This is a genomic window from Tenacibaculum sp. 190524A02b (assembly GCF_964036645.1).
Taxonomy (GTDB): Bacteria; Bacteroidota; Bacteroidia; order Flavobacteriales; family Flavobacteriaceae; genus Polaribacter; species Polaribacter vairaonense.
On sequence record NZ_OZ038525.1, the window covers coordinates 491,772 to 516,467 of the forward strand.

Consider the following 24,696-nt stretch of genomic DNA (forward strand, 5'->3'; position numbering starts at 1 on the left):
TTTTGATGCAAATTTAATTGTTTTTTAGTTAGAGTTGAGGGTATTTATAATATATCTAATAATTCAGTAATATGAGATATGGTATAATAGTCTAAGTTTGAAATATCTTTAGAAACTTTTTCGAATTCCCATGTAGTATGAAAAGGAACATGAATGGCAGAAGCTCCAAGATTTAGTAATGGTAGCACATCAGACTTTAAAGAATTTCCAATCATTAAAAACTCTTTTGGGTTAATATCTAAATGATTAATTAATTTAGTGTAATCTCTTTCTTTTTTTTCACTCATAACTTCAATATGATGAAAGTATTTAAGAAGTCCAGACTTTTCAAGTTTCTTTTCTTGATCTAGTAAATCACCTTTAGTAGCAACAATTAAACGGTATTTATTCTGTAAATTAGAAAGAACCTCAATAACACCATCTATAAGTATTATAGGTTTTTGTAACATATCTTTACCAATAGATAGAATTTCATTAATTATAGCTTGATCAAGCTTGTTATTAGAAAGTTCAAGAGCACATTCAATCATAGATAAAACAAATCCTTTTATTCCATAGCCATATAAATCAAGGTTTTTAATTTCTTTTTTTAATAATTCTTGATGAATCTTATTTTCGGTTTCATAATTTGATAGGAGTTTAGCAAATTTATTTTCAGCTTCTCTGAAATATGTTTCATTTACCCATAAGGTATCATCAGCATCAAAAGCAATTATTTTAATTTGTGAATTAATCATCCTTGTTGTTTTAAATATTTTATAGCTTTTTCTAAATCTTCAGGAGTATCAATACCAATACCTTCAGAAGAAGTTTCTACCATTTTTATTTTCTTACCTACTTCTAAATATCTTATACATTCAATTTTTTCACTGGATTCCAAAGGAGTCATTGGAGTTCTATAAAAATCTAAAATAGCCTCTTTTCTAAAGGCATAAATACCTTTATGTTTGTAGTAATCAGTATTTATGTCTTCTTCTCTTTTATATGGTATTACACTTCGAGAAAAGTATATAGCAAAATTATTATTATCAGTAATAACTTTTACATTATTTGGGTTATTAATTTCATTTTCATCTGTAATTTTTACTTTTAAAGAAGCTAAGTCTATAGAAGAATTTTTGTCGTTTTTAAAAACTAGAACTAATTTTTCTAAAGATATTGTATCTATAAAAGGTTCGTCTCCTTGAACATTAATTACAATATCTGTATCAATATCTTTAACAGCTTCAGCAATCCTATCAGATCCACATTGATGTTCTTTTTTACTCATTATAACTTTACCATTATGCTCTTCAATAACATTTTTTATTACATTTGAGTCAGTAACAATATAAACATCATCAAAAAGCTTAGTATTAACTGCAGATTCATATGTTCTCAAAATTACTGGCTTACCTGCTAAATCTTTCATAAGCTTACCTGGAAATCTAGAAGCATTATATCTAGCGGGTATCATTGCTATAACTTTCATTAATTACTTTTTAATTTTAAATTCAAAGATAAGGATATTCTAATTTTGTTTAGAGCAAAGTATGGGAGGAGTGATAATAAAAAAAGCTCCAAGAAATTATCTTGAAGCTTTTTTATATAAAGTGTTTTAATTTTAATTAAGTTTAAAGGTAATAGGTATTGTGTATTCTACATTAGCTACACCACCATTGTGCTTACCAGGAACAAAGTCAGGTAAATTAGCAACCATTTTCTTAGCTTCTAATTCTAATAAGTGACCATTTTTTGGACCTCTCATTCTAATATTTCTAACTTTACCTTGTTTGTTAATGATAAAAGTAACCCATACTTTTCCTTCAATGTGAGCTGCAGCTGCACCCTCAGGATAATTAAAGTTTCTTTGAATATGACTAATCATTCTTTCATTGAAACAATTTAACTTTTCAACGTCAGAAGCATTTGAACATTTTTTAAATTGAGGTATTGTTTGAACTTTATTAAAACTTACCACATCAGTTATTTTTTCTTCTTTAATAACAGGAGCTTTAACAACTTTCCTTACAACAGGCTTCTTTATAACCTTCTTTTTACTTTTACCTCCAGGAACTTTAAAAGTAATAGGAATTCCATACTTAACTTTTACAGTTTTACCATTGTGCTTACCTGGTAAAAATTTAGGAAGTTTTGTAACTATTCTTTTAGCTTCTTTCACTAATAAATCTCCATCTTTAGGGCCACGTAGTTTGATATCTTCAACATCACCTAATTCATTAATGGTAAATTGTACTAAAACTCTTCCTTCTATACCTCTATCTAAAGCTTCTTCTGGATATTGAAAGTTTCTAACGATATGTTTCGCTATTTGTCCTTCAAAACACTTAGCTTGTTTTATTAAAGGCTCACTTTCACATTTAGAAAATAAAGGAATTTCTTCAACTAAATTAAAAGGTATTCTAGAGATATTAGCGCTATTGTCATCCAATTCTAACTTACCTACTAATAAAGTATTCTTTTTAATATTTGCTAATTTGTGTGAGTTTTTTGATTCACTTAATGCAGTTGCAGAATTTTTTCGAACAACACGTCTTCTAGTAGAAACTTCTATAGAAACTTGCTTTTTAGCAGTTCCGTCAGCATCTTTTACATCCTCAACAGCACATTTGGTTATACTATTTGGGTCCGCAATACTTTCATCTGGAGTAGTACACTGTTCCTGAGCTACAGCTATAAATGAACATAATATAGCTATAATTAACAAGGGGAATCTCATCATAATCTTGTTTGATTTAGGGGTTAATACTCTGTTATCTTTGTAAACATAATAAAACTAATTTTAAATTCAAAATAAAACATATAAATATTTATGATTTATATAAAAAATTAGTTAATTCTTTGTGGTGAAAACTTATGTTAGCACTTTTATCAAAGAATATATCTAGGTTTAATAGTATTCTAGTTTAATTTAAAATTAATAGGGAAAGAATACTTAACGTTAACCTTATTTCCATCTTTATAACCAGGTATAAATTTAGGAAGTTTCATAACCATCTTAACAGCTTCTTGTTCTAATAAGAAACCATTTGAAGGTCCTTTTGTTTCTATATTAACAACTTCTCCATTTTTATTAATGATGAATGTAACCCATACCTTACCTTGAATGTTTTTTTCTACAGCTCCAGCAGGGTAGTTAAAGTTACGTTGAATGTGACTGATCATTCTCTCATTAAAACAATTGTTTTTGTCGTTGTTAGATTTACAAGATTCGAATAAAGGAATTTCATCTAAGTTAGCAAACTCAACAAAACTCGAAATATTTTCTGTCTTACCTTTTACAGCTCTAATAACAGTACCTTTAGATGCTGTACCAATATTAGTTCTCTTAACATCTTTAGGTAATGTAAATTTAATAGGTACACCATATTTAACTTTTACAGGAACACCATTATGTTTTCCTGGTAAAAGCTTAGGTAACTCTGTAACTATTTTTTTAGCTTCATCTTCTAAAAGTTGACCATTAACAGGACCTCTTAATTTTATATCCTCTACAGCTCCAGTTTCATTAATAGTGAATTGAACAAGTACTCTTCCTCCAATACCTTGCTCAAGTGCTTTTTTTGGAAAATTGAAATGATTAGCAACATGTTTTGCCATTAACTTATTAAAACATGAAGATTGTTTCAATAAAGGTTCTTTTTCACATTTAGGAAATAAAGGTATTTGGTCAACTAAGTTAAATGGTATTTTTTCAATTATAGCTGAACCGTCTTCAAATTCTAATTTACCAATAGTTAAGTTAGCTTTAGAGTTTGATATATCTGAAGTATTTAAGCTTCCTCCAACAGAAGAAACAGCTTTTTTATTCTTTCTAACATATCTTTTTCTAGAAGATACTTCAATAGATATTTGTTTCTTTTGCTTTTTATCTCCACCTGCATCTTGTACAACACATTTAGTTATACTGTTAGGATCAGCGATTACTTCATCTGGGGTAGCACATTGCTCTTGAGAAAAAGAGATAAGTGAAAATGCAAAAAAAATAGTACTTAATAGAGTAGTTTTTTTCATGACGAATATTTCAATTTAAGGGATATTTCTACTTATAGGACACAAAAATATGTAAAAAGTAACAAAAACAATCACTATTTAATTAAAAATTAATGTTTTAAAAAAAGTTAGAATAGATTTTTTAGAAGTGAAAACAGCTGCAAGTCTAGTGTTTATAGACATTTATAGTGTGTAAACACACTAGTTAAAGAAGTGTTAAAAAATAAATTTACCTATTATTTTAATGAGAAAAAAATTAAATAATCTTACTAGTTATTGATGTTTTATATCATTTTTATAACACAAACAATAAAGTATTAACTTCTTTTTGGTGTTTTAAAAATAATAGGAAGTGCATATTTAACTAAAACATTTTCGCCATTATGTTTTCCTGGTATAAAGTTAGGAAGTTTAGAGATTAAACGTTCTGCTTCCTCTTTTAGTATGTCAGAATTTTCAGGGCCTTTTTTCTTTATGTCAATAACCTTACCCTCTTTGTTAATTGTAAACTGTACAAGAATTTTACCTTCTATTTTTTTTCTTAATGCTTCTTGAGGATAATTGAAATTATTAAAAATATGTTTAGCCATTTGTTTTTCAAAACACTTAGTTTGTTTAATTAATGGTGTGTTTTTACATTTTTTAAATAAAGGGATTTGGTCAACCATATAAAATGGAATCTTTTTTAAAGGAGCTAGTTTATCTGTAGCTGATTTTATTTGATCTATTTTAGCTACACTTTTAGAGTCAACACTATGGAGGTTATTTACATTAAGACTGTTGTTAGCAACTACTTTTTTCCTTTTTTTTCTGGTTCTGATTTGTTTAGTTTCTAATTCACTTAATGTTTCCTTAACATCATTAATGGAACACTTAGTTATAGTGTTAAGGTCTACCACTTGTTCATCTGTAGCACATTGTTTTTGTGTATATACTTTGTAATATGATAATAGTGCGACAATAATTATAATAAATTGGGGTTTCATTTTATGATAATTTAAGGGTTCGGGGTCGCGAATGTAAAATGTTTTTTTTTATTTAATATTATTCTAACGTTAAGTTTACAGGTAGTACATAAGTAACATTAACAGGTACGTCATTTACTTTTCCAGGAGTAAGGTTAGGGGTTTTTGAAAGTATTTTTATGATTTCCTTTTCCAATAAGTTACTTTTCTTCTTACTAATAGTAGAAATATTTTCAATACTTCCATTAATAGTGATAGTGAATTTTATTAGAATTTTCCCAGAAATTTCATCTTCAGCAATTGTTTCTGGATTGAAGTTTTTAGCAAAATGTTTTTGAATATTTTCTTTAAAACATCTTTTATTTTCAATAATAGTATTATTTTTTTTGCAATTTGGAAATAAAGGAGATTCGTCAACTAGATCAAATAGTACCTCTTTAGATTTTAACTTATTCTTAAAAGAAGTATTATTAGAATTTGTGATTGTTTTTTTTAAGTCATTATTAATACCTAAGTTCGAGTTAACTCTATTTGGAGATGTTTTAATTCTATTTGTTACCCGTTTTCTAGATACATTATTAGAAGTTCTAATAATAGTTCTTTGTTTTGGAGTATTATTTTTGTTTAGACCAACATCACACTTGTTTATTGTAATACTATTTAAATCGGTAACTTCATTACTAGGTGTAGTACAAGTTTGTTGGCAAAAAGCTTTTATATTAAATGCTAAAAAAAACGTTAAAAGCGATAGGGAAAATTTTTGCAAATGTGTCATAATTTATGGGGGAAATTGGTTACATCACAAATTTATTTTTTTATTTCCTAGAGCTTCTTAAGTAAATATTACAGCTTTATTAAGTTACCTTTTGTTTTATGTTAAGAATGTTAATTTAATGTAAATAAGAGTGTGTTTTAAATAAGTAAACTACCTCGGGGCAAGCCAACGAGGCATTTAATAAGTTTAATTTCGAGGTATTATACCCTTTGGCGGAGCCAACAAAAAAGCAAAACTAAATTCTAGTTTTGCTTTTTTATTTATTTAAATTAAAATAGTTACTGTTAATTTAAATCTACATACATATTGTTATATGTAGGGTTATTAGATTTAGAGCTACCTATAGTTGTATGTTCTATAATATGTGACTGTTTATAATGGATAGATTTACTTCCCGTATTAATAAACTCAAGTGTCCTTTTTAATAAAGGTTCATTTATGTCTCCTAAAATACCAAGATTACCGTAATTTTCTTTTAGTTCTACATCAGGCTCTATACCATCTTTGTCATTAAAATTATTTTTATTCACTATTTCCAATACAATAGGCTGCATAGCCCATTTATGATTTGGATTAGCTCCTTCTCTACCAAGGTTAGGTGAATCATATAAGGTTACAGAACCAACATACTTTCCAGATGTTTTTGTACCTACTGTTTTAACATTTATATGAGGTTTTAATCCATTAATTATTAATTCGGAAGCAGAAGCTGAGTTATCTGTTGTGATGAAATAAATGTTGGTTAAATTTAAACTGTTAATAGCTTCAGTATCTATCTTGTTTGGAAAAGTATTTATTAGTGAATTAGGATCTACCACTCTCATATACTTTTCATTCCATCGTTCTTTTGCAAAAACATCACCCGTAAATTGTCCTGTTACCATACTGGCTAAATTAATTGCAGTACTAACTGCTCCACCAGGATTATATCGTAAATCTATAATTAAATCAGTGACGGCGTCAGTTTTAAATTGAGCAAAGGTTTGATTCAGTTGAGTGTCAAAGTTACTTGTAAAAGAATTATACATTAAGTATCCTATTTTTTTACCATTGTCATTTATAGTTTTAGCTATATGAATTGGATTTTCTGTAAAGCTATTTTTAGTAAGATTAAAAGTAGTAGAGTTAGTAATAGGGTTTCCTGAATTGTAATCAGCTAAACGAATGGTATAAGATTGGTTACTAGAATATAATAATTTATTTTTATTTTGTTTAGTTATTTGTGTACCATTAACTTCTGTGAATATCATACCTCTTTTAACGCCTTTAGTAGCTGCATCGGTATTAGGTAATACATAAGTAACAATACCAAAAGCTTTTGAGTCATCGTTTATATAGTTTAATATAATGAATTCCATACCTGTAGTTTTAGTAGTGCCTTGTAAAGCTTGTTCTAAAGCAATATAGTCATCTACTATCCAAGACCATTTATCAACTGTCTCTTTTTGGTAAAGTAAGCTTTCAAACAAATTGTTAGGATCGTTAAAATCATTTAAAAAATTGTTTAATTGCTGTGTAGTAGAGAATTTTCTGTCAGATAAATCAGGTACACTACTTTGCCATAAGTAATAGTTATTTAATCCTTTCCAAATAAAAGAGTTTATTTGAGTATTTACATCACCTTGTAAAGAGTTATTATCTTTAGAACAACTATTTAGTAATAAGGCTATAGATAATAAATAAAGTAAAAAGTGTTTCTTCATATAAAGCTTATATTTCAATTTTAACTGAGAAACCCTAAATATACTAATTTAAAATTAGTTAGTATTAGGTAAATCTCTTTCTATAGTTACCGTTTGATAGCTGTCTATTCTTTGGTTGTCAATACTATTGTATAAAAAATCAAAGGTGTTTAAATTACAATTAGGAGGTGTGCTTACAGAACCAGAATTAATATAATTAACGGTTAGGTCTAAGATAGGGTCGGAAACTTCTCCTAATACGCCTAAGTTTAATATATCTTCATTTGGACACAATTCTATATTAGGTGTTATACCATTATCAAAAGATTGATTATCCTTGTTTAAAAATTTTAATACTAATGGTCTTAAAGCAAAAGTATGACGGTTATTCCTATTTTCAAAGTCATAATCTATAGAGTCATATAATAAGATAGCACCTAAATTGTTCCCCGCAGTTTCTCTTCCAATAACATATACATTGATATATGGTTTTAAACTGTTTATTAAGAGTTCAGTAGTTGGTGATCCCATAAAATTTTGGCCGTCAAGTATAAAGTAAACATCTTCTAAATTTAAACTATTAATAGGTGTATCTTTATCTATTTGATTTACAAAATTTGTGATAATAGATTCAGGTTGGTGTGTTTCAAACCAATCCTGAGCTTTAGTGTTCCACTGTTCTTTTATAAATGGCTCATTTGTAAATTGACCAGTAATCATTGAAGCTAATAAAGCTAAGTTTTCAGATAAACTTTCACTACTTACATTATATCTTAAATCAATAACTAATTGATTAACCCCTTGATTTTTAAGATTCAAAAAAGTGTTATTTAATTCTGTAATATATTTTGCAGAGAAATCATTATTATATGCTAGGTAACCAATGTTATTAGCACCTGAAGCTATTACATTACTTTTAAAAATAGCAGGAAATTCATAATCTTGCTTTTCTAAAGTAACAGTTTTTCCATTTGGTGATACAGCTCCACCATTAAAATCTGTCATTTCTAACGTAATTGGATTTTCATTAGAAACCAATAAAGCCTCATAATTACTTCGTGTTAACTGTGTACCATCTACAACATTAAAAAATTCACCTCTCGTTATATTTTTAGTGGTAGCATTAGAATTGGGTAATACGTGTATTACATATCCTATTACGTTTTCAGCATTAGCAGGTTGAGCAATAATACCAAATTCTATACCGTAAGTACGTGTGTTTCTTAAAGGGGTATTAATTAAGGTTGTATAATCCTCAATTAATGCTGAAGTTTCATCTCCGCCATTCAATAAGCTGCTAAATAAATTTTGAGGTTCATTAAAACCACCTAAATAGCTATATAACTGTTGATCAGATGTAAATCTTCTGTCAGATAAATCAGAAATATTATCTTGATAAAAATAATATGCATTTAACCCTTTCCAAATAAAATCTTGTACTTCAATGTTTTCAGGTTCTGGTTCTCTCTCACTACACGAAACTAAAATCAAACAAAACATTATTAAAAAAGAGACTCTAAAAATTTTCATACAAAGTAGATTTATCTAAAAATAACAACGCAATTTAGCGAATAATATTATTTTTTTTCAAATCTGTGTAACAAACTTTGTACACTATCGTCGTAAGGGTGTAAAACTTAATATAAAAAACTAAGTTTACAGTAATTAATCAATTATACAATGAACCAATCAGACTTTTTAAAAGTTGTTTTACCATTTAAAGACAAGGTTTTTAGGTTAGCTAAAAGACTACTTGTTTCTACTGAAGAAGCAGAAGATGCTACACAAGAACTGTTTTTAAAATTATGGAGAAACAAAAAGAAGTTACAAGAGTATAAAAATGTTGAAGCATTTGCTATGACAATGACTAAAAATTATTGTTTTGATAGGTTAAAATCTAAACAAGCAAGCAATTTAACGTTAGTGCATAGCAATTATAAAGAGAAAGAAACATCGTTAGAAAAGAAAGTAGAGTATACAGATTCAGTAAACCAAGTACACAAGCTCATTGAAAAATTACCTGAACAGCAGCGAATGATTATTCAATTAAGAGATATTGAGCAATATGATTTTGATGAAATATGTAAAGTGGTAGATATGAAACCGACAGCAGTTAGAGTAGCATTATCAAGAGCTAGAAAAACAATAAGACAAGAATTAATAAAAAAACATAACTATGGAGTTAGCTAGCATAGAAAAGTTATTAGAAAAATATCTAAACGCAGAAACAACTTTAAATGAAGAAAAAATATTACAAGAGTATTTTACATCAAGTAATGTGGCACCTCATTTACAAGAGTATAGTGTGTTGTTTAGTTATTTTAAACAAAGCAAAGACGAAACCTTTACAAAAACCATTCAGTTAAAACCTGAGAAACAAAGAAAAAAGAACTGGAAATGGTTATCTGTAGCAGCGTCAGTAGTCTTATTATTTAGTGTTTATAAAGGTAAGCAAGAGTACGACAAGTATGTAATTAGAAAACAATTTGCACAAATTAAAGAAACGTTGCAAATGGTTTCAGTCAATTTAAACAAAGGAAATGAAGCATTATATGCAGTTTCAAACAACATTAATAAAGGAAAAGATGCTATTGAGCATTTGCATACCTACGAAAACACTGTAAATAAAGTAATACAAACCGTAAACTATTAAATTTAAGTAAAACCAAGTTTATTAAAATTAAGAAACCATGAAAAAAATATTATTTATACTAGCATTTATTCTAACCACAAACGTAACATTCAGTCAGTCAATGTTTGATAAATTAGAAGATTTAGATGATGTTTCAGCTATTGTTGTGACTAAAGATATGTTTGATTTGTTAAAAAAGTTTCCAGATGCGCAATCTGAGGATATGGAAATTTTTAATACAGCAAAAGGATTAAATGAATTAAAAGTTTTTTCAACTGAAAACTCTTCAATAGCTACCAAAATGGAAAATATGGTTAATAATGCTATTAAGAGCTCAAACTTAACACAATTAATGCGTGTTAAGGATAAAGATTCACGAGTGAAAATTTATGTTAAGTCTACAAAAAATAAAGATGTAGTAAGTGAAGTGTTAATGTTTGTAAGAAATATGAATAAAGGAGATAAGGATGGTAATCCAAGTTCTACAGTTATTTCTTTAACAGGAGATATAGATGTAAATAAACTATCTAAAATAGCACACAAATATTCAGATAAGAAGAAAAAGTAGTAATTATTCTTAGAAGCTAGGGAGTAATTATATCCCTAGTTTTCTTATTTAAAAACAAAATATTATAATATGAAAAAACTATATAAATATATCTTACTGCTAACTATAGTATTAACCGTTTCTTGTAAAAAAGAAAGTGTACAATCTTATATAGTAGAAAGTAAAGAAAAACAAGAGTTTTTAAGTTTAGATGTACCTAAAGATATCATTCAATTAAAGCTAGATAATGCAAGCGATGAAGATAAAGAGGCATATAATAGTTTGAGAAAAGTAAATTTGGTAATGTTACCTTATAAAAATACTGATGAAGCAACGTATCAGAGTGAAAAGAAAAAAATCAAAGAAATTTTAAATAAGTCTTCATACACTAGATTATTGAACCTGAAGAAAGATGGAATGAATGTAGTAGTGTATTACTCTGGAGAAGCAGAAGCTATTGATGAGATTGTAGCTTTAGGTTATGGGAAAAATATAGGAGTAGGGTTAGCAAGGGTTTTGGGAGACAACATGAACCCATCTAGAATAATGAATATGATGAAAAATGCTGATATAGGAACGGATAAAATTGATTTGAGTCAGTTTAAAATGGTTTTAGACAGTAAAAATCAGTAAGATTATCACTATTATATTTTAGTTTTAAAAGCATTACGTGAAAAACGTAATGCTTTTCTTTTTAACTAGCCATTAACAAGCACTTTAACATAATTTCTTATTTTTGGAATTCTAAAAACTTACTAAAAATAACTACTACTACCTAAACGTTTAATTAGTTTAAGAAAAGATTTATGAAGTTTCAAAAAAGCATCACCTTATTATTTCTATTAATTTTAAAACTTTCCTTTTTACAATCACAAAATGTTTACAGAGCTGAACGTGAGAAAGTACATGATTTGGTACATACAAAGTTAAAGGTAGCTTTTAATTTTAAAGAGAAAGAATTGAATGGTGAAGAATGGGTAACGGTTAAACCTCATTTTTATGAGACCAATAAATTAATCTTAGACGCCAAAGCAATGATTTTTCACAAGGTAACAATGAAAAGTCAGCCTTTAAAGTATAATTACGATGGTTTTAAAATAATCATAGACTTACCTAAAGCTTTTAAAAGAAATGAAGAATTTACTATATATCTAAAATACACAGCACGTCCAGAAAAAGTAAAACAAAAAGGAAGCGCAGCTATAACATCTGCAAAAGGATTGTATTTTATTAATCCAAATGGGTTGGATAAACAAAAACCTACTCAAATATGGACTCAAGGAGAAACGGAAGCAAGTAGTTGTTGGTTTCCAACAATTGATGCTCCAAACCAAAAAACATCTCAAGAAATTTATATAACGGTTCCTAACAAATATGTAACACTATCAAATGGTAAGTTAGAAAACCAAACTAAAAATACTAATGGAACAAGAACAGATTATTGGAATTTTACGCAAAAGCATGCTCCATATTTATTTTTTATGGGAGTTGGAGAATACGAAGTAATCAAAGATAAGTATAAGGGGATAGATGTAGATTATTATGTAGAAAAGAAATATGCTCCATATGCTAAAGAAATTTTTGGAAATACACCAGAAATGTTGGCTTTCTTTTCCAAAATTACTGGTGTTGAATATCCATGGAATAAATATGCGCAAATAGTAGGAAGAGATTATGTAAGTGGAGCAATGGAAAATACTACGGCAGTTATTCATGGTGAACACGCATATCAAATGCCAGGACAACTAATAGATGAGAATAAACATGAAAATACAATAGCACACGAAGCTTTTCACCACTGGTTTGGAGATTTAGTAACTACTGAAAGTTGGAGTAACTTAACGGTTAACGAAAGTTTTGCAAATTATAGTGAGTATTTATGGTTAGAATATAAATATAGCAAAAATTATGCAGATGCACATTTGTTTGATGATAGAGAAAGTTATAAAAATGGAGAGCATTATGATAAGCATTTAGTTCGTTTTTATTACGATGATAAAGAAGATATGTTTGATGCTGTTAGCTATAACAAAGGAGGATCTGTATTGCATATGCTTAGAAAATATTTAGGAGATTTAGCTTTTTATGAAGGATTGAATAAGTATTTAACAGAGAATAAATATGGAACAGGAGAAGTACATCAGTTAAGGTTGGCTTTTGAAGAAATAAGTGGAAAAGATTTAAACTGGTTTTTTAATCAATGGTATTTTGGAAGTGGACATCCAAAGTTAGATATTTCCTACGATTATAATAAATTGAGAAAAACAGTAACAGTTAATATAATTCAGGTTCAAGATAAAGAGTTTAAATTCCCTTTTGCAATTGATGTTTTTGAAGGAGGAAAAAGAACAAGACATAATGTTTTTGTTGAAGGGAAAGATGCTTCCTTTACATTTCCTTTTACTAAGCAACCTAATTTGATTCAAGTAAACGCCGATGGAGTTTTACTTTGTGATGTCACTGAAAATAAGGTCTTGAGTGATTATATATATCAATTGAAATATGCAGAAAATTTTGAGCATAAAAGAGAAGCATTATTAGAAGTAGCAAAAAAGCAAGAGGATAAAAAAGCCTTTAATGCAATAGCAGAAGCAATGAATGACAAGTTTTATAGAATAAGAGTACTTGCTTTAGAAAATATAAATTTGATTAATAAGTATGCAAAGAAAAATGTTATTGCAAAAATAGGTCAATTGGCAAAGAATGATCCAAAAACATTAGTACAAGCAGCCGCAATAGAAACATTAGGGAAGTTAACAGAACCAGCTTTAAAACCAATATTTGAAAAAGGATTGAAAAGTAAATCATTTGCTGTTCTAGGGAAATCTCTAGTTGGGATGTATTATATAGATAAACAACTAGCTATTCAAAAATCCAAAACATTGCCCTTAGAAGTGAAAAAAATTATAGCTACACCCTTAACACGTATATATTTAGAAGAAAATGATGACGATGAATTAAATTTTATAGCAAGTAATGTAATGTCTGGTATGTTTTTGAGTCCAAATAAAAAGATTCAGTCGCTTTATAAAAAGGCGTACGATAAAATCGCAAAAAGTAATAATTCAAAAGCAATAAAAAATTTAGCAGATGATATTGTAGCTAAAGGAATACAATATAAGCAGTATAACTTTGATAAGGTAGGAATAAATATGTTGAGACAAATGGTTCAAACACAAAAGAGTACCAATCCTCAAAATAAACATCAAAATATTGAAATTATAAAAACTGCAATGGCTAAATTATTAGAGTAATAACTAATTTTTTTATGAGAGTATTAAAGTTTTCAGTAGTCGTTTTAATCCTAATTTCAGGAGTAAGTTTTGCATGTAAAAAAGCGCAAACAAAAACCAAAAGTGTAATAGAAGTAACCAAAATACCAGAAGGAAATAATGTAGCCTATTTTGCTAGTGGATGTTTTTGGTGTGTAGAAGCAATTTTTGAAAGCGTAGAAGGAGTGAGTGAAGCAATTTCAGGCTACGCAGGAGGACATACAAAAAATCCAACGTATCAAACTATAGGAACAGGTAGAACAGGACATGCAGAGACTGTAGCTGTGTATTATGATTCTAAAAAAGTAAGTTTTAAAACTTTGGTAGATGTGTTTTTTGGCTCACACAACCCAACAACTAAAAACGGACAACATCCAGATTATGGAACCCAATATAGGTCCATAGCTTTTTACCAAAATCAAAAAGAAAAACAAATTATAGAAAAAACAATCGATGAATTAAACATTGAAGTTTACAAAGGAAAGATTGTTACAGAAGTAACCAAATTTAAAAAGTTTCATAAGGCAGAGGAATACCATCAAAATTATGAACGATTAAACCCTAACAATAGCTATGTAAAAAATGTTTCTATTCCAAGGTTAAATCGTTTTAAAAGGAAATTCCCACACTTACTCAAAGTTGGGCATTAAAAAATAAAAAACCGTTAATCAAATCTGATTAACGGTTTTTGTTTTATGTAGTGAAAATTACTTCTTTCTATACCAATATGCAGTTCTCCCTAATAAAGAAAAACCAATGTAACCACGTATTTTTAATTTGTTGTCATTTTCTAATTTAATATAACACTTATATTCTTTACCATTTTTAGGATCCAAAATTTTACCACCGCTCCATTCATCACCATCTTTTTTTAAGCCAGATAAAATATTCATACCTAGAATAGCTTTATTTTTACGTTTTCCTTTACATTGATCACAAACAGCATCTTGTCTATCTTCATCGGTAATTTCAATAATTTTAGCAAACGCCTTTCCATCTTTTTCATAAACTTCAATAACACTATCTACTTTGTTGGTTTCTTCATCTCTGTTTTCCCATTTTCCAAATATTGTTTGTGCATTAATAGTTGAAACACATAGGAAAAGTAAAAAAGTAAAAATTGATTTTTTCATTTTAATAAATTGTTTATTTACGTATTAATATATAGCTAAGTATGTTGATTTTTAATCGTATTTGGCATCAAAATTATCATCCCATTTTTTTTGAACACGCATAACTTGTTCAATAATATCACGGGCACAACCTTCGCCACCTTTTTTATCAGAAATATATTTAGAAATTATTTGTATTTCTCTGGCAGCATCATTAGGGCAACAAGGCATTCCTACTTTTTCCATAACTGGATAGTCAGGAATATCGTCACCAACATATATAATATTTTCAGGATTTAAACTGTATTTGTTAACCAATTCCTCGTATTGTTCAATTTTATTATGAGCACCCAAATAAATATCTTGAATTCCTAGGTTTGCCAAGCGGGTTCTAACGCCTTCATTTCTTCCTCCAGAAATAATACAAACACGATATCCAGCTTTTACAGCAGCTTTTAAGGCATACCCGTCTTTTATATTCATATGTCGTATCATTTGCCCATCTGGCATTACAGTAACCATACCATTGGTTAAAACACCATCCACATCAAAAATAAATGTATCTATTTGTGGTAATATTTCCTTATAACTTTTCTCCATTAATAATTGAATCTGTTAATAGTTTATATATGTTTTGTTGCTTTTCAGTAAGCAAATCTAAATGATTTTTTATAGTCTTACTATCTTTACGTACAGCTGGACCTGTTTGTGCATCATTAGGAGTTAAGGACTCTAGTTTTGATGCGGTTTCTTTTATTAAAGGATGTAAAACCTCAAAAGGAACATTATAGGTATCGCAAATATCATTCCCAATTTTATATAAATGATTTACAAAGTTGTTTACAAAAACAGCAGCTACGTGTAAATACCTTCGTTGCTCGGAAGTTATATTGTATATTTTTTTCCCAATAAAAGAAGCTAATTTATTTAATAATTTTAAATCTTCAGGGGTTTCAGCTTCTAAACAAAAGGGAATTTCATCAAAGTTTACATTTTTATCAGTACTAAAGCTCTGTAAAGGATAAAATACACCTTTATTACCCTTGTTTTTTAATGAATCTAAGGTAACACTTCCTGAAGTGTGCACTACTAATTCTGAAGTTTTAATTTGTCTAGAAACCTCTGAAATAGCATTGTCAGATACAGCTATAATATAAATGTCAGCTTTTTGTATGCTGTTAATTGAATTTGTAACTAGAGTATAAGGCTTCAAATGTTCAATTTGTTTACAATTTCTAGCATATATTTGAACTAATTGAATCTTGTTTTTAGCTTGTAAAAAAGCCTTTGCTAAATGATTAGCAACTTTACCACCTCCTAGAATAACAACACGAATCATAAAAGCGAAGATATTGATTTTATTTCTTAGCAATTCGTTATTTTTTTGCATATTTGTAACACTATGATTGTTTAAGTCGATACTTCGGACATATTAATTATTTTTCTTCCTTGAAATTTCAGGGTACTTTTTTATATTATAATTTTTTATAAAATGACAGATAACAATCAAGCAACAAAACAAAATATATTCTCACTATTTAAAGACGCTGTATTAGGTAAGCAGCAAGATTTTACACAAGGAAGTATTAAAAAGGCAGTGTTTATGTTAGCAATTCCTATGATTTTGGAAATGTTAATGGAATCTATATTTGCTTTAGTAGATATTATATATGTATCTAGAGTAAGTGTTAATGCAGTTGCTACAGTAGGTTTAACAGAATCAGTTTTAACCTTAGTGTATGCAGTAGCAATTGGATTAAGTATGGCTGCTACAGCTATGGTAGCAAGGAGAACAGGAGAAAAGGATAGTGAAGGTGCAAACCGAACTGCGGTTCAAGTAATTTTTATAGGAATAGCTATTTCTATACTAATAAGTTTTATAGGGATTATATATCCTAAAGAAATATTGCAATTAATGGGAGGTGAACCCAGTTTAATAGAAGAAGGGTTTGGCTATACACAAGTATTATTAGGTGGTAATATAACGGTAATGTTACTATTTTTAATTAATGCAATATATAGAGGAGCTGGAAATGCTTCAATTGCAATGTGGACACTTATTTTATCTAATGGATTGAATATAATACTAGATCCTATTTTTATTTTTGGATTAGGTCCTATTCCAGCTTATGGAGTTAAAGGAGCCGCTATTGCTACTACAATAGGAAGAGGTGTGGCAGTGGTTACTCAATTATTAATTTTATTTTTTGGTGCAGGGAAAATTAAATTAGTAGTTAAAGATTTAGTACTTAGAGTAAGTTTGGTGTTAGATATTCTAAAAGTATCATTAGGTGGTATAGGTCAGTTTATTATTGGAACTTCAAGTTGGGTATTTTTAATGCGAATTATGTCCGAATTTGGTAGTGAAGTATTAGCTGGATATACGATAGCAATACGAATCATGATGTTTACACTTATGCCAGCATGGGGATTGAGCAATGCAGCAGCAACTTTAGTCGGGCAAAATTTAGGTGCTAATAAACCAGAAAGAGCGGAAAAATCAGTATGGATTACTGGAAAATATTGTGCTTATTTTATGGGATTAGTATCGTTAATATATATTGTTTTTGCGCCAACCTTTTTAGGATGGTTTTCAGAGAGTTCAGAAGTAATAAGTAATGGTGCTTTGTGTTTGCAAATTATGGCAGCAGGATATATAGCTTATGCCTATGGAATGGTTGTAATTCAGTCGTTTAACGGATCAGGAGATACCAAAACACCAACCTATATTAATTTTGTTTGTTTTTGGTTATTTCAACTACCATTTGCGTATATAATGTCTATAACCCTAGAATTTGGTCCACAGGGAGTATTTTGGGCAATAACAATAGCCGAAGTGTTAATAGCAATAATTGGAGTTTGGCTATTTAGAAAAGGAAAATGGAAAACGGTTAAGGTATAGTATAGCCAGAAACGTTTTGTATATTACTCGTTCATTTTTTAGTTAAATTGAAACAAAAAATGGCAAAATATTTAATGATTAATTATATAACAATGAAGTGGTTTAAACTTTTTTGATTGAAGCGAAAAATAGTAGTTTTTTGTTCATTTTGAAGCTTTTTTAGCGTTTCATAGTAGCGCTACGGAACAATAAAAAATCAAAAAAGGACGAAAAATAGCATTTTTATAGCCAATTGAAAAAAGTTTAAACGACTTTAATTAATAAAAAGTAAATAAATGAAATTAGATATACTAGCTTTTGGAGCGCACCCTGATGATGTAGAATTAGGGTGTAGTGCAACCATTGCTAAAGAAATTACTTTAGGGAAAAAAGTAGGTATTGTAGATTTAACTAGAGGAGAACTAGGAACTAGAGGTTCTGCTGAGTTAAGAGACAAAGAAGCAGCTAAGGCTGCTGAAATTTTAGGAGTAAGTATTAGGGAGAATATGGGATTTTATGACGGTTTTTTTAAAAATGATAAAGAGCATCAACTAGAAATTATTAAAAAAATTCGTAAATATCAACCAGAAGTTGTTTTATGTAATGCTACAGATGATCGTCATATAGATCATCCAAAAGGTAGTCAATTAGTTTCTGATGCTTGTTTTTTAAGTGGTTTACTTAAAGTAGAAACTTTTGAAGGAGGTGTAAAACAGGAAAAATGGCGTCCAAAGCAAGTATATCATTACATACAATGGAAAAATATAGAACCAGACTTTGTGATAGATGTAACAGGTTATATGGAGAAGAAAGTAGCTTCGGTTATGGCATATAGTTCACAATTTTATGATCCGAAAAGTGCAGAGCCAGAAACACCAATTACTAGTAAAAACTTTACCGATAGTATTGAATATAGAGCAAGAGACCTTGGAAGGTTAATTGGAGTAGAATATGCAGAAGGCTTTACATCAGAACGTTATGTGGCGATAGAAAACTTAAGTAAATTAATTTAAAAAAAAGTTTTGCAGATATGTAAAAAGCTTGTATATTTGCACCCGCAAGTCAAATGGTGATTGTAGCTCAGTTGGTTAGAGCGCCGGATTGTGGTTCCGGAGGTCGTGGGTTCGAGACCCATCTTTCACCCAAAACCAAAGCCCTTTATACAAAGGGCTTTTTTGTGTTTTATACTTTCCTGTAAGATTTACATTGTTTGGTATCGTGTTTAAAATCGTGTTTAAAATGTAAATTGAAAATGAGTAAAAATAAATTAATTCTTAGCAATGGTTGTAGTTCAACTATACCTAAAGTAACTCCTAAAAATTGGAAAATATCAGGTAAAGAAAGTATTGAAAAAGACTGGGTCATTCATTTTTATTTTAGAGACCCGTTATTTAAAGATAAATACCCTAATGGTAAACAAGTCCGTATTAAAGGTATGAACGAGTATAAGACGTTAGGTGAAAGAAGGGAAGCTACTCAAATACTTTTAGAAGGTATAAGTGACAAGCTAATAAAACATCGTTGGAATCCAATTACAGAAGAGTATATGAATGAAGATGCATTAGCAGATGAATCTTCAACGATGATTGATTGTTTAAGGTACTATTTAAAAGAAAAAAAAATATCTAAAGATTATCGTTCAGATATAAATTCTATGATAAATTTTTTAGAGGTATCAATAAACTCTTTGGGATTGCAGTTCACTTCTGTTTCAGAAATTAAAAGAAAAGATATTAGGGCTGTTTTAAAGCATCAGCAACAAACTAGAGGGATTTCTAATAATCGTTATAATAAATATAAAGCTCAAATGAGCGGTTTATTTGATGATATGATTGAAGATGAAGTGATAGAATACAACCCTGTAGATAAAATTAAGCCTCTTCCAGTAGAAAAAAAGTTAAGAGAAATATTAAGTGATAAAGATAGAAAGCGTGTATATGTCCATTTAAAAGAAAATTACTATACATTTTGGAGGTTTATGATGATTTATTATGCTTCTGGGGCTAGAGTAAAAGAATTACTAAATGTTCAGGTTAAAGATGTTGATATATATGCATTAGAATTTAAAGTCACTATACAAAAAGGAGGGAAGCCTAAAGAAGTTTTAAAACCAATTAATAAAAGTGTTGTTAGTTTATGGATAGAAGTAATTAATGAGCAGAATACTGATAGGCTAACTATTAATCCAAAACATTATTTGTTTTCAAGAAATTTGCAAAAAGGAATTAAGCCAATCAGATATGAACAGATTACAAGAAGATGGAAGGAACACGTTAAAAATAAATTAGGTATTACGGCTGATTTTGCAGCATTAACACATTTGTATGCTGATAATATAGCTGCTAAACTTGATATAAAACATGCTCAAAGACTACGTTCTCATACAACTGATAGAATGATGAAACAACATTATGCAGTCAATGAGAAACAAAGACAAATGGATAGGTTAAAAAATGTAAACAATCCGTTTTATGAAGATGATAATGATAGTGAATTAAAGGTGGTTTAAAAGTGTCCTATATTATTTTAATTCTCAAAATTACTTTTGAATCAAATTTAAAATATAATTATTATGGCAATTAACAAAGATTTGATTTATTCAAAATTAGAGTGTAATGTATTGAGGTATAATTATCTCATAAATGATGTTTCGGTTGGGTTAAATTTAGCTTTAAAATCAAAAGCTGTTAGATCCATACCAGAACTTCAAGGTAAATTAAAAATACACTATGATGAAGTAATGAAGTTACGTGTTCCTGTGTTTAGAGATGTTGTTATTGAGGATCAGATCAAAGCAAGGGATATTGGCTTGGAAGCTATCGATCTTATTGAACAATACCTTTAAAAGTATGACTTTATTCCATCATATGAAACAGGTTCTATGATGTTTTTTTTGTTGCTGTCAACACGCTTAAAAACATCTTGAGATACAGAATAAGATTCTATCTCTTTTTTTGTGAATGTGTGAAGAAGTGTATTGACAATATCTCTATCATTATTACAGTGTAACCATTCGTATTCATCTGAAGGGTCTAAAATCAATGGCATTCTATAACTCCCTAATTTATTTGGGGAGTTGTGTATTTCTTTAAACATAGGGTTTGCTTCTGTTGTAATTATACTTGCAGAAAACAACCCGTCATCAATTTCACTGTAAATACCAGCAAAAGCAAAAAGGCTTTCGTCTTTATGTTTAAAATAATATGGTATTGAACCTTTAATATTTTCATTTTTATGTGGTTCAAATAAACCATCGGCAATAATCAAACATCTTTGCCAGTCTATAAATTGACTAAATAAATTACTCTCATATATTCGTTCTCTTGTAGCGTTTAATGTGTTAGTCTTTCTCAGAAAATTAGAGCGCTGAGATAGGTCGTAGTTTGTTGGAAGAACTCCCCAAGATGCAAAATCAATTGTTTCAGGGTCTTCTTGCCTTATGATATATAGTTGTTTTGTTTCCCATCCATTAAAATGATAATAAGGCTCGTACACTTCAGGGTGTTCAAAAGTAGCATCAAACCTATCTTCTAATGCTTTAGGGTTTTTCTTTGTATTACTAATATGAAAGCACATTTTTTAAATATCACGGATTAAGTTTTTTACTACACCTAAACAAATCAAAGTATCTTCTTCTTGAATTTCTATGTTAGAAAATTCTGGGTTATCAGCTAATAATATATTGTTTGATTTGTCAAACCTTTTAACTGTAAATTCAGTGTTGTTAACTGAAACGATAACTATATCGTTATCTTCCATTCTTAAGTCAGATTTTACAATTAATAAATCACTAATTTCAAGAGTTGGAAACATGGAGTTGCCTTTAACTTTAACTATATAAGTAGCATCTGGATTAGTTAAGTATTTCTTATCTAGTGATAATTTCTCTTCTTTAAAATCATCAGCAGGAGATGGAAAACCAGCTTGGACTCCATCAGGAAAATAATTTACTTTAATTTCTTCTCCATTCACTTGAAAAGAAACAATTTCTATTTCACTACTAAACTTTGGTAAATTAATTATTTTCATACTTCCAACAATTCACTCCAACTACTTGTATATCTTGGTGATAATCTTTCCTGTCTCATTTTCCAGGTTCTTCCTAAATCCTGATTAGCTAATTTAACCTTTTTTTGACCAATAACCTTGTTTGTTAGGTCAATAACTTCCATGAGCAACTTGTGTTTAGGGTTTTCGTTTTCAAAAAGGTTAATTTGATAATTGTTTTCAGGGACTATATCTAGGGCAATAACTCCTGCTTTTTTATACTGATATTCTTTTTTAAATATTTTTTCAAAAGCAATTTTAGTGTATTTTGTTAAAGTTATACTTGAGCTGCTAGGATAAGGCAGTTTAACTATTGTTGATCTTCTGTATTGTGGTAAATCATTTCTATGTGGGTTTGTATTAAGAAACACTAATAATGCATTACAGTGCGAACCTTGTTTTCTTAGCTTTTCAGCGCAGCTATTAGCATATGTACAAACCCTTTCCTTTATAATATCTCGATTTTTTGTGTTTTTGTCAAAACTTCGAGTAGTGCTTATGTTTTTTTTAGCTTTAATCGAGTCCTCCAAAGACAAAGTTGGTTCTCCAGACAAATCTCTTTTTAATCTTAAACCTACAATTGAGAACTCTTTTTTAACCCAATCATCATGTTGTTGGGTAAATTGATAGGCATTGTGTATTCCGTATTTATGTAGCTTTTTTGCGTATTGTCTCCCAATTCCCCAAATATCATCTACTTGCAACCATTTTAAAGCTTTTATTCTTTTTTCCTCAGAATCCATAATGTAGACTCCATTGTGATATTCTGGGAATTTTTTAGCAATTCTATTTGCTACTTTACTAAGCCCTTTTGTAGGTGCAAACCCTATGCTAATTGGTATGGAAGTCCATTGTTTAACTTTTGATTGAATTTCGGCACCGTATTCTTTCAAGCAATAGTTATCAAAACCATTGAACTGAAGAAAGGCTTCGTCTATTGAGTATATTTCAATATCGGGAGTGTAAGAAGTTAGAATATTCATTACTCTATTACTTAAATCTCCATACAAAGCATAATTAGAAGAAAACACATGGATTTTATGCTTATCAAATACCTCTTGATATTTAAAAGCGACCGCTCCCATGGGTATTCCTAGCTTTTTGGCTTCATTAGAGCGTGCTATTACACAACCATCATTGTTGCTTAATACAACAACTGGTTTATTGTTTAAATAAGGTTTAAATAGCCGTTCACATGAAGCGTAGAAATTATTACAATCAACTAACGCAAACATATTACAAAAATACAAAATATGTTTTGATTATGGTTTGTTATATGTTAGATTAATGTTGTAAGTAAATAATATTTATTTAAATTTTCTAAATGCTTGGGCGGTTTGGTATATAGTTTTTTTGTGTGCTTCTATTTAACTTATGTTTATTTTCTTAAAAATATCTCCTAAGGGCATAGTGGGAGAAGAATCATCTTTTAATAAACCAGTCTCAGCTCTACTAAATAAAGATTGGTATACTAAAAGCTTTTCCTCTGAACTTATTTCTTTATTATCAATCAGTGATAAATAAAAGTATGTTAGTGTATGTCTTTCCTCGCAATCTCTTGCAATATGGAAAGAACTTAACATAACTTTTGATATTATTTTTACACCGTATGCAATTAGAGATAGTAGGGTTATAAATATTATAGACCATCTAATAGCAGCGGATTTATCGTTGTCGAAAAATGATGTAATAACATTATCTGGAATGTTATAAAGTAAGTCAACTAAAAATAAAGCAGTAAAAAGTATAAGAACAACTAAAAAACAAAGCATAACATAGCCTCTGAGCATCATTTCTTTTCCTCGCTCTTTCCAATAATCAGCCGGCTTGCTTAAAGATAATTTTTCATCGTATTTTTTTTCAAGAATATCAATTTGGCTAGATAAATCTGTAAATACTGATTTATAATTTTCCATGTCTTTTTTAATTAAATCAATGGACTCTGTGGCTTTTTCATACATGTGTTTTTTAAACCTTTTAGCTTCATCTTTAACAAAAGAAAAATGCTTGACAGTATGTTCTTCAATTTCTGTTGTCTTTTTTGACATTTTATCACTAAACTCTTTCAAAATTTTATTTGAGCAAATGCTTTCATCTGGTTTAGAGATAGTATGTCCCGATACAGATTCAGCAGTGATATATGCTCTTAAATTATCTTTTCTGATAATTGGTTGAACTTTGTTAAATAAAGAGTATGATATATATGATTCTAAAAATTCATTATTAATAATTTTATCAGGTAGGTCAATTAACCGTTGGATGTAAGTATCAAAAACATTTACAATGTTATAAACTACGTACCTATCATGTTCTCTAGTTTCGTAATCTGAAAAATTTTCTCTAATTAATATGAGTTTATCATCTAATTTTTCAATGTCTATAGATTTTAATTCATTGATAAAAGAATAAAGTTCTGTTTCTAAAGTAAAATAATTTTCAAGACAATTTTGGAAATATTCATGCTCTTTTAGTATTGGTTTCTTTTCAAAAAGAGTATTAAATCCGTTAATTTGATTTTTTAAAAAGTCTCGAAGTGTTATAATGGAAGAAAACTCTTTAGGACTAGTTTTTAGATCTAATGTAATATCAAGATTGTTAAGGATTGCGTCTTGAGTAGTTTGATTCAAACTTGAGATTAACTCTCTAAATTCTTTATCTGTCATAAGCTAAGTTTTGGTAGGTTGATATTATTCAAAGCTAAAAAAATATGTGAGTTTTCAAAGAGAAAAAAAACATAGAAAACATACTAATATCTGTACGCCGAAAAAAGAGATATTAAAATCCTATTCG

At 28.9% G+C, this 24,696-nt stretch carries 25 protein-coding genes and 1 tRNA gene; 11 read left to right on the forward strand and 15 right to left on the reverse strand.

Features of this window, described 5'->3' with window-relative positions:
* Positions 1–44: 44 nt before the first annotated feature.
* The 8 genes from ABNT65_RS01860 to ABNT65_RS01895 form a co-directional block, all read right to left on the reverse strand.
* Positions 45–737: an HAD family hydrolase gene (locus ABNT65_RS01860; protein WP_348702126.1), complete on the reverse strand. Its 693-nt coding sequence runs from the start codon at positions 735–737 to the stop codon at positions 45–47.
* Entirely contained in the window at positions 734–1,471 is a 738-nt protein-coding gene (kdsB, locus tag ABNT65_RS01865) for a 3-deoxy-manno-octulosonate cytidylyltransferase (RefSeq protein WP_348746993.1), read from the reverse strand. Before kdsB ends, ABNT65_RS01860 begins: the two co-directional genes overlap by 4 nt.
* A 132-nt stretch (positions 1,472–1,603) precedes the next feature.
* Positions 1,604–2,722, reverse strand: coding sequence for an energy transducer TonB (locus ABNT65_RS01870; RefSeq protein ID WP_348702122.1), 1,119 nt, complete (start codon positions 2,720–2,722; stop codon positions 1,604–1,606).
* 179 nt (positions 2,723–2,901) lie between these two features.
* Positions 2,902–4,014: an energy transducer TonB gene (locus tag ABNT65_RS01875; RefSeq protein WP_348702120.1), complete on the reverse strand. Its 1,113-nt coding sequence runs from the start codon at positions 4,012–4,014 to the stop codon at positions 2,902–2,904.
* Between the two features lie 296 nt (positions 4,015–4,310).
* A complete protein-coding gene (locus ABNT65_RS01880; protein ID WP_348702118.1) occupies positions 4,311–4,979 on the reverse strand; it encodes a TonB family protein in 669 nt (222 codons plus the stop codon).
* A 58-nt stretch (positions 4,980–5,037) separates the two neighbouring features.
* On the reverse strand, positions 5,038–5,733 hold the full coding sequence (locus tag ABNT65_RS01885) for an energy transducer TonB (RefSeq protein ID WP_348746994.1): 696 nt from the start codon (positions 5,731–5,733) through the stop codon (positions 5,038–5,040).
* Positions 5,734–6,017: 284 nt separating this feature from the next.
* On the reverse strand, positions 6,018–7,436 hold the full coding sequence (locus ABNT65_RS01890) for a S41 family peptidase (RefSeq protein ID WP_348736378.1): 1,419 nt from the start codon (positions 7,434–7,436) through the stop codon (positions 6,018–6,020).
* Between the two features lie 54 nt (positions 7,437–7,490).
* Positions 7,491–8,945 (reverse strand): S41 family peptidase, encoded by a 1,455-nt coding sequence (locus tag ABNT65_RS01895; protein ID WP_348746995.1) that lies wholly within the window; start codon positions 8,943–8,945, stop codon positions 7,491–7,493.
* Between the two features lie 150 nt (positions 8,946–9,095).
* On the opposite strand from ABNT65_RS01895, the gene ABNT65_RS01900 reads away from it, so the two are divergent.
* From ABNT65_RS01900 to msrA, 6 genes are all read left to right on the forward strand, one after another.
* Positions 9,096–9,605: a sigma-70 family RNA polymerase sigma factor gene (locus tag ABNT65_RS01900; RefSeq protein WP_348702113.1), complete on the forward strand. Its 510-nt coding sequence runs from the start codon at positions 9,096–9,098 to the stop codon at positions 9,603–9,605.
* Positions 9,592–10,068 carry a hypothetical protein gene (locus tag ABNT65_RS01905; RefSeq protein ID WP_348736382.1) on the forward strand — a complete coding sequence of 159 codons (477 nt, stop codon included), beginning with the start codon at positions 9,592–9,594 and terminating at the stop codon, positions 10,066–10,068. The genes ABNT65_RS01900 and ABNT65_RS01905 overlap by 14 nt, the downstream gene beginning before the upstream one ends.
* Before the next feature lie 37 nt (positions 10,069–10,105).
* On the forward strand, positions 10,106–10,615 hold the full coding sequence (locus ABNT65_RS01910) for a DUF4252 domain-containing protein (protein ID WP_348702111.1): 510 nt from the start codon (positions 10,106–10,108) through the stop codon (positions 10,613–10,615).
* A gap of 69 nt (positions 10,616–10,684) precedes the next feature.
* Positions 10,685–11,227 carry a DUF4252 domain-containing protein gene (locus ABNT65_RS01915; RefSeq protein WP_348702110.1) on the forward strand — a complete coding sequence of 181 codons (543 nt, stop codon included), beginning with the start codon at positions 10,685–10,687 and terminating at the stop codon, positions 11,225–11,227.
* Between the two features lie 173 nt (positions 11,228–11,400).
* Positions 11,401–13,848 carry a M1 family metallopeptidase gene (locus ABNT65_RS01920; protein WP_348746996.1) on the forward strand — a complete coding sequence of 816 codons (2,448 nt, stop codon included), beginning with the start codon at positions 11,401–11,403 and terminating at the stop codon, positions 13,846–13,848.
* A 14-nt stretch (positions 13,849–13,862) separates the two neighbouring features.
* Positions 13,863–14,516: a peptide-methionine (S)-S-oxide reductase MsrA gene (gene msrA, locus ABNT65_RS01925; RefSeq protein WP_348702108.1), complete on the forward strand. Its 654-nt coding sequence runs from the start codon at positions 13,863–13,865 to the stop codon at positions 14,514–14,516.
* Between the two features lie 57 nt (positions 14,517–14,573).
* Here msrA and ABNT65_RS01930 read toward each other — a convergent pair whose 3' ends face one another.
* The 3 genes from ABNT65_RS01930 to ABNT65_RS01940 are packed head-to-tail and all read right to left on the reverse strand — an operon-like array spanning position 14,574 to position 16,368.
* The gene (locus tag ABNT65_RS01930; protein WP_348736387.1) at positions 14,574–14,999 is read right to left on the reverse strand and encodes a DUF2147 domain-containing protein; all 426 of its coding nucleotides are present in this window, start codon (positions 14,997–14,999) and stop codon (positions 14,574–14,576) included.
* 51 nt (positions 15,000–15,050) lie between these two features.
* Positions 15,051–15,578: an HAD-IIIA family hydrolase gene (locus ABNT65_RS01935; protein ID WP_348702106.1), complete on the reverse strand. Its 528-nt coding sequence runs from the start codon at positions 15,576–15,578 to the stop codon at positions 15,051–15,053.
* Complete coding sequence (locus ABNT65_RS01940) at positions 15,562–16,368, reverse strand: Rossmann-like and DUF2520 domain-containing protein (RefSeq protein WP_348702104.1); 807 nt, start codon at positions 16,366–16,368, stop codon at positions 15,562–15,564. The genes ABNT65_RS01935 and ABNT65_RS01940 overlap by 17 nt, the downstream gene beginning before the upstream one ends.
* Before the next feature lie 102 nt (positions 16,369–16,470).
* Between ABNT65_RS01940 and ABNT65_RS01945 the strand changes: the two genes are divergently transcribed.
* From ABNT65_RS01945 to ABNT65_RS01965, 5 genes are all read left to right on the forward strand, one after another.
* Entirely contained in the window at positions 16,471–17,880 is a 1,410-nt protein-coding gene (locus ABNT65_RS01945; protein WP_348702103.1) for an MATE family efflux transporter, read from the forward strand.
* 275 nt (positions 17,881–18,155) lie between these two features.
* Positions 18,156–18,872 carry a bacillithiol biosynthesis deacetylase BshB1 gene (gene bshB1 / locus ABNT65_RS01950; protein WP_348746997.1) on the forward strand — a complete coding sequence of 239 codons (717 nt, stop codon included), beginning with the start codon at positions 18,156–18,158 and terminating at the stop codon, positions 18,870–18,872.
* Positions 18,873–18,927: 55 nt separating this feature from the next.
* Positions 18,928–19,003: transfer RNA gene (locus tag ABNT65_RS01955), tRNA-His, on the forward strand.
* A 108-nt stretch (positions 19,004–19,111) separates the two neighbouring features.
* The gene (locus tag ABNT65_RS01960; RefSeq protein WP_348746998.1) at positions 19,112–20,368 is read left to right on the forward strand and encodes a site-specific integrase; all 1,257 of its coding nucleotides are present in this window, start codon (positions 19,112–19,114) and stop codon (positions 20,366–20,368) included.
* Between the two features lie 63 nt (positions 20,369–20,431).
* Complete coding sequence (locus ABNT65_RS01965; RefSeq protein ID WP_348746999.1) at positions 20,432–20,704, forward strand: hypothetical protein; 273 nt, start codon at positions 20,432–20,434, stop codon at positions 20,702–20,704.
* Here ABNT65_RS01965 and ABNT65_RS01970 read toward each other — a convergent pair.
* From ABNT65_RS01970 to ABNT65_RS01985, 4 genes are all read right to left on the reverse strand, one after another.
* Entirely contained in the window at positions 20,701–21,435 is a 735-nt protein-coding gene (locus ABNT65_RS01970; RefSeq protein ID WP_348747000.1) for an SOS response-associated peptidase, read from the reverse strand. The two genes, ABNT65_RS01965 and ABNT65_RS01970, sit on opposite strands and share 4 nt — an antisense overlap.
* Before the next feature lie 3 nt (positions 21,436–21,438).
* Positions 21,439–21,888 (reverse strand): LexA family protein, encoded by a 450-nt coding sequence (locus tag ABNT65_RS01975; RefSeq protein ID WP_348747001.1) that lies wholly within the window; start codon positions 21,886–21,888, stop codon positions 21,439–21,441.
* On the reverse strand, positions 21,885–23,141 hold the full coding sequence (locus ABNT65_RS01980) for a Y-family DNA polymerase (protein WP_348747002.1): 1,257 nt from the start codon (positions 23,139–23,141) through the stop codon (positions 21,885–21,887). The genes ABNT65_RS01975 and ABNT65_RS01980 overlap by 4 nt, the downstream gene beginning before the upstream one ends.
* A gap of 132 nt (positions 23,142–23,273) precedes the next feature.
* Entirely contained in the window at positions 23,274–24,569 is a 1,296-nt protein-coding gene (locus ABNT65_RS01985; RefSeq protein ID WP_348747003.1) for a DUF6161 domain-containing protein, read from the reverse strand.
* Between the last annotated feature and the right edge of the window lie 127 nt (positions 24,570–24,696).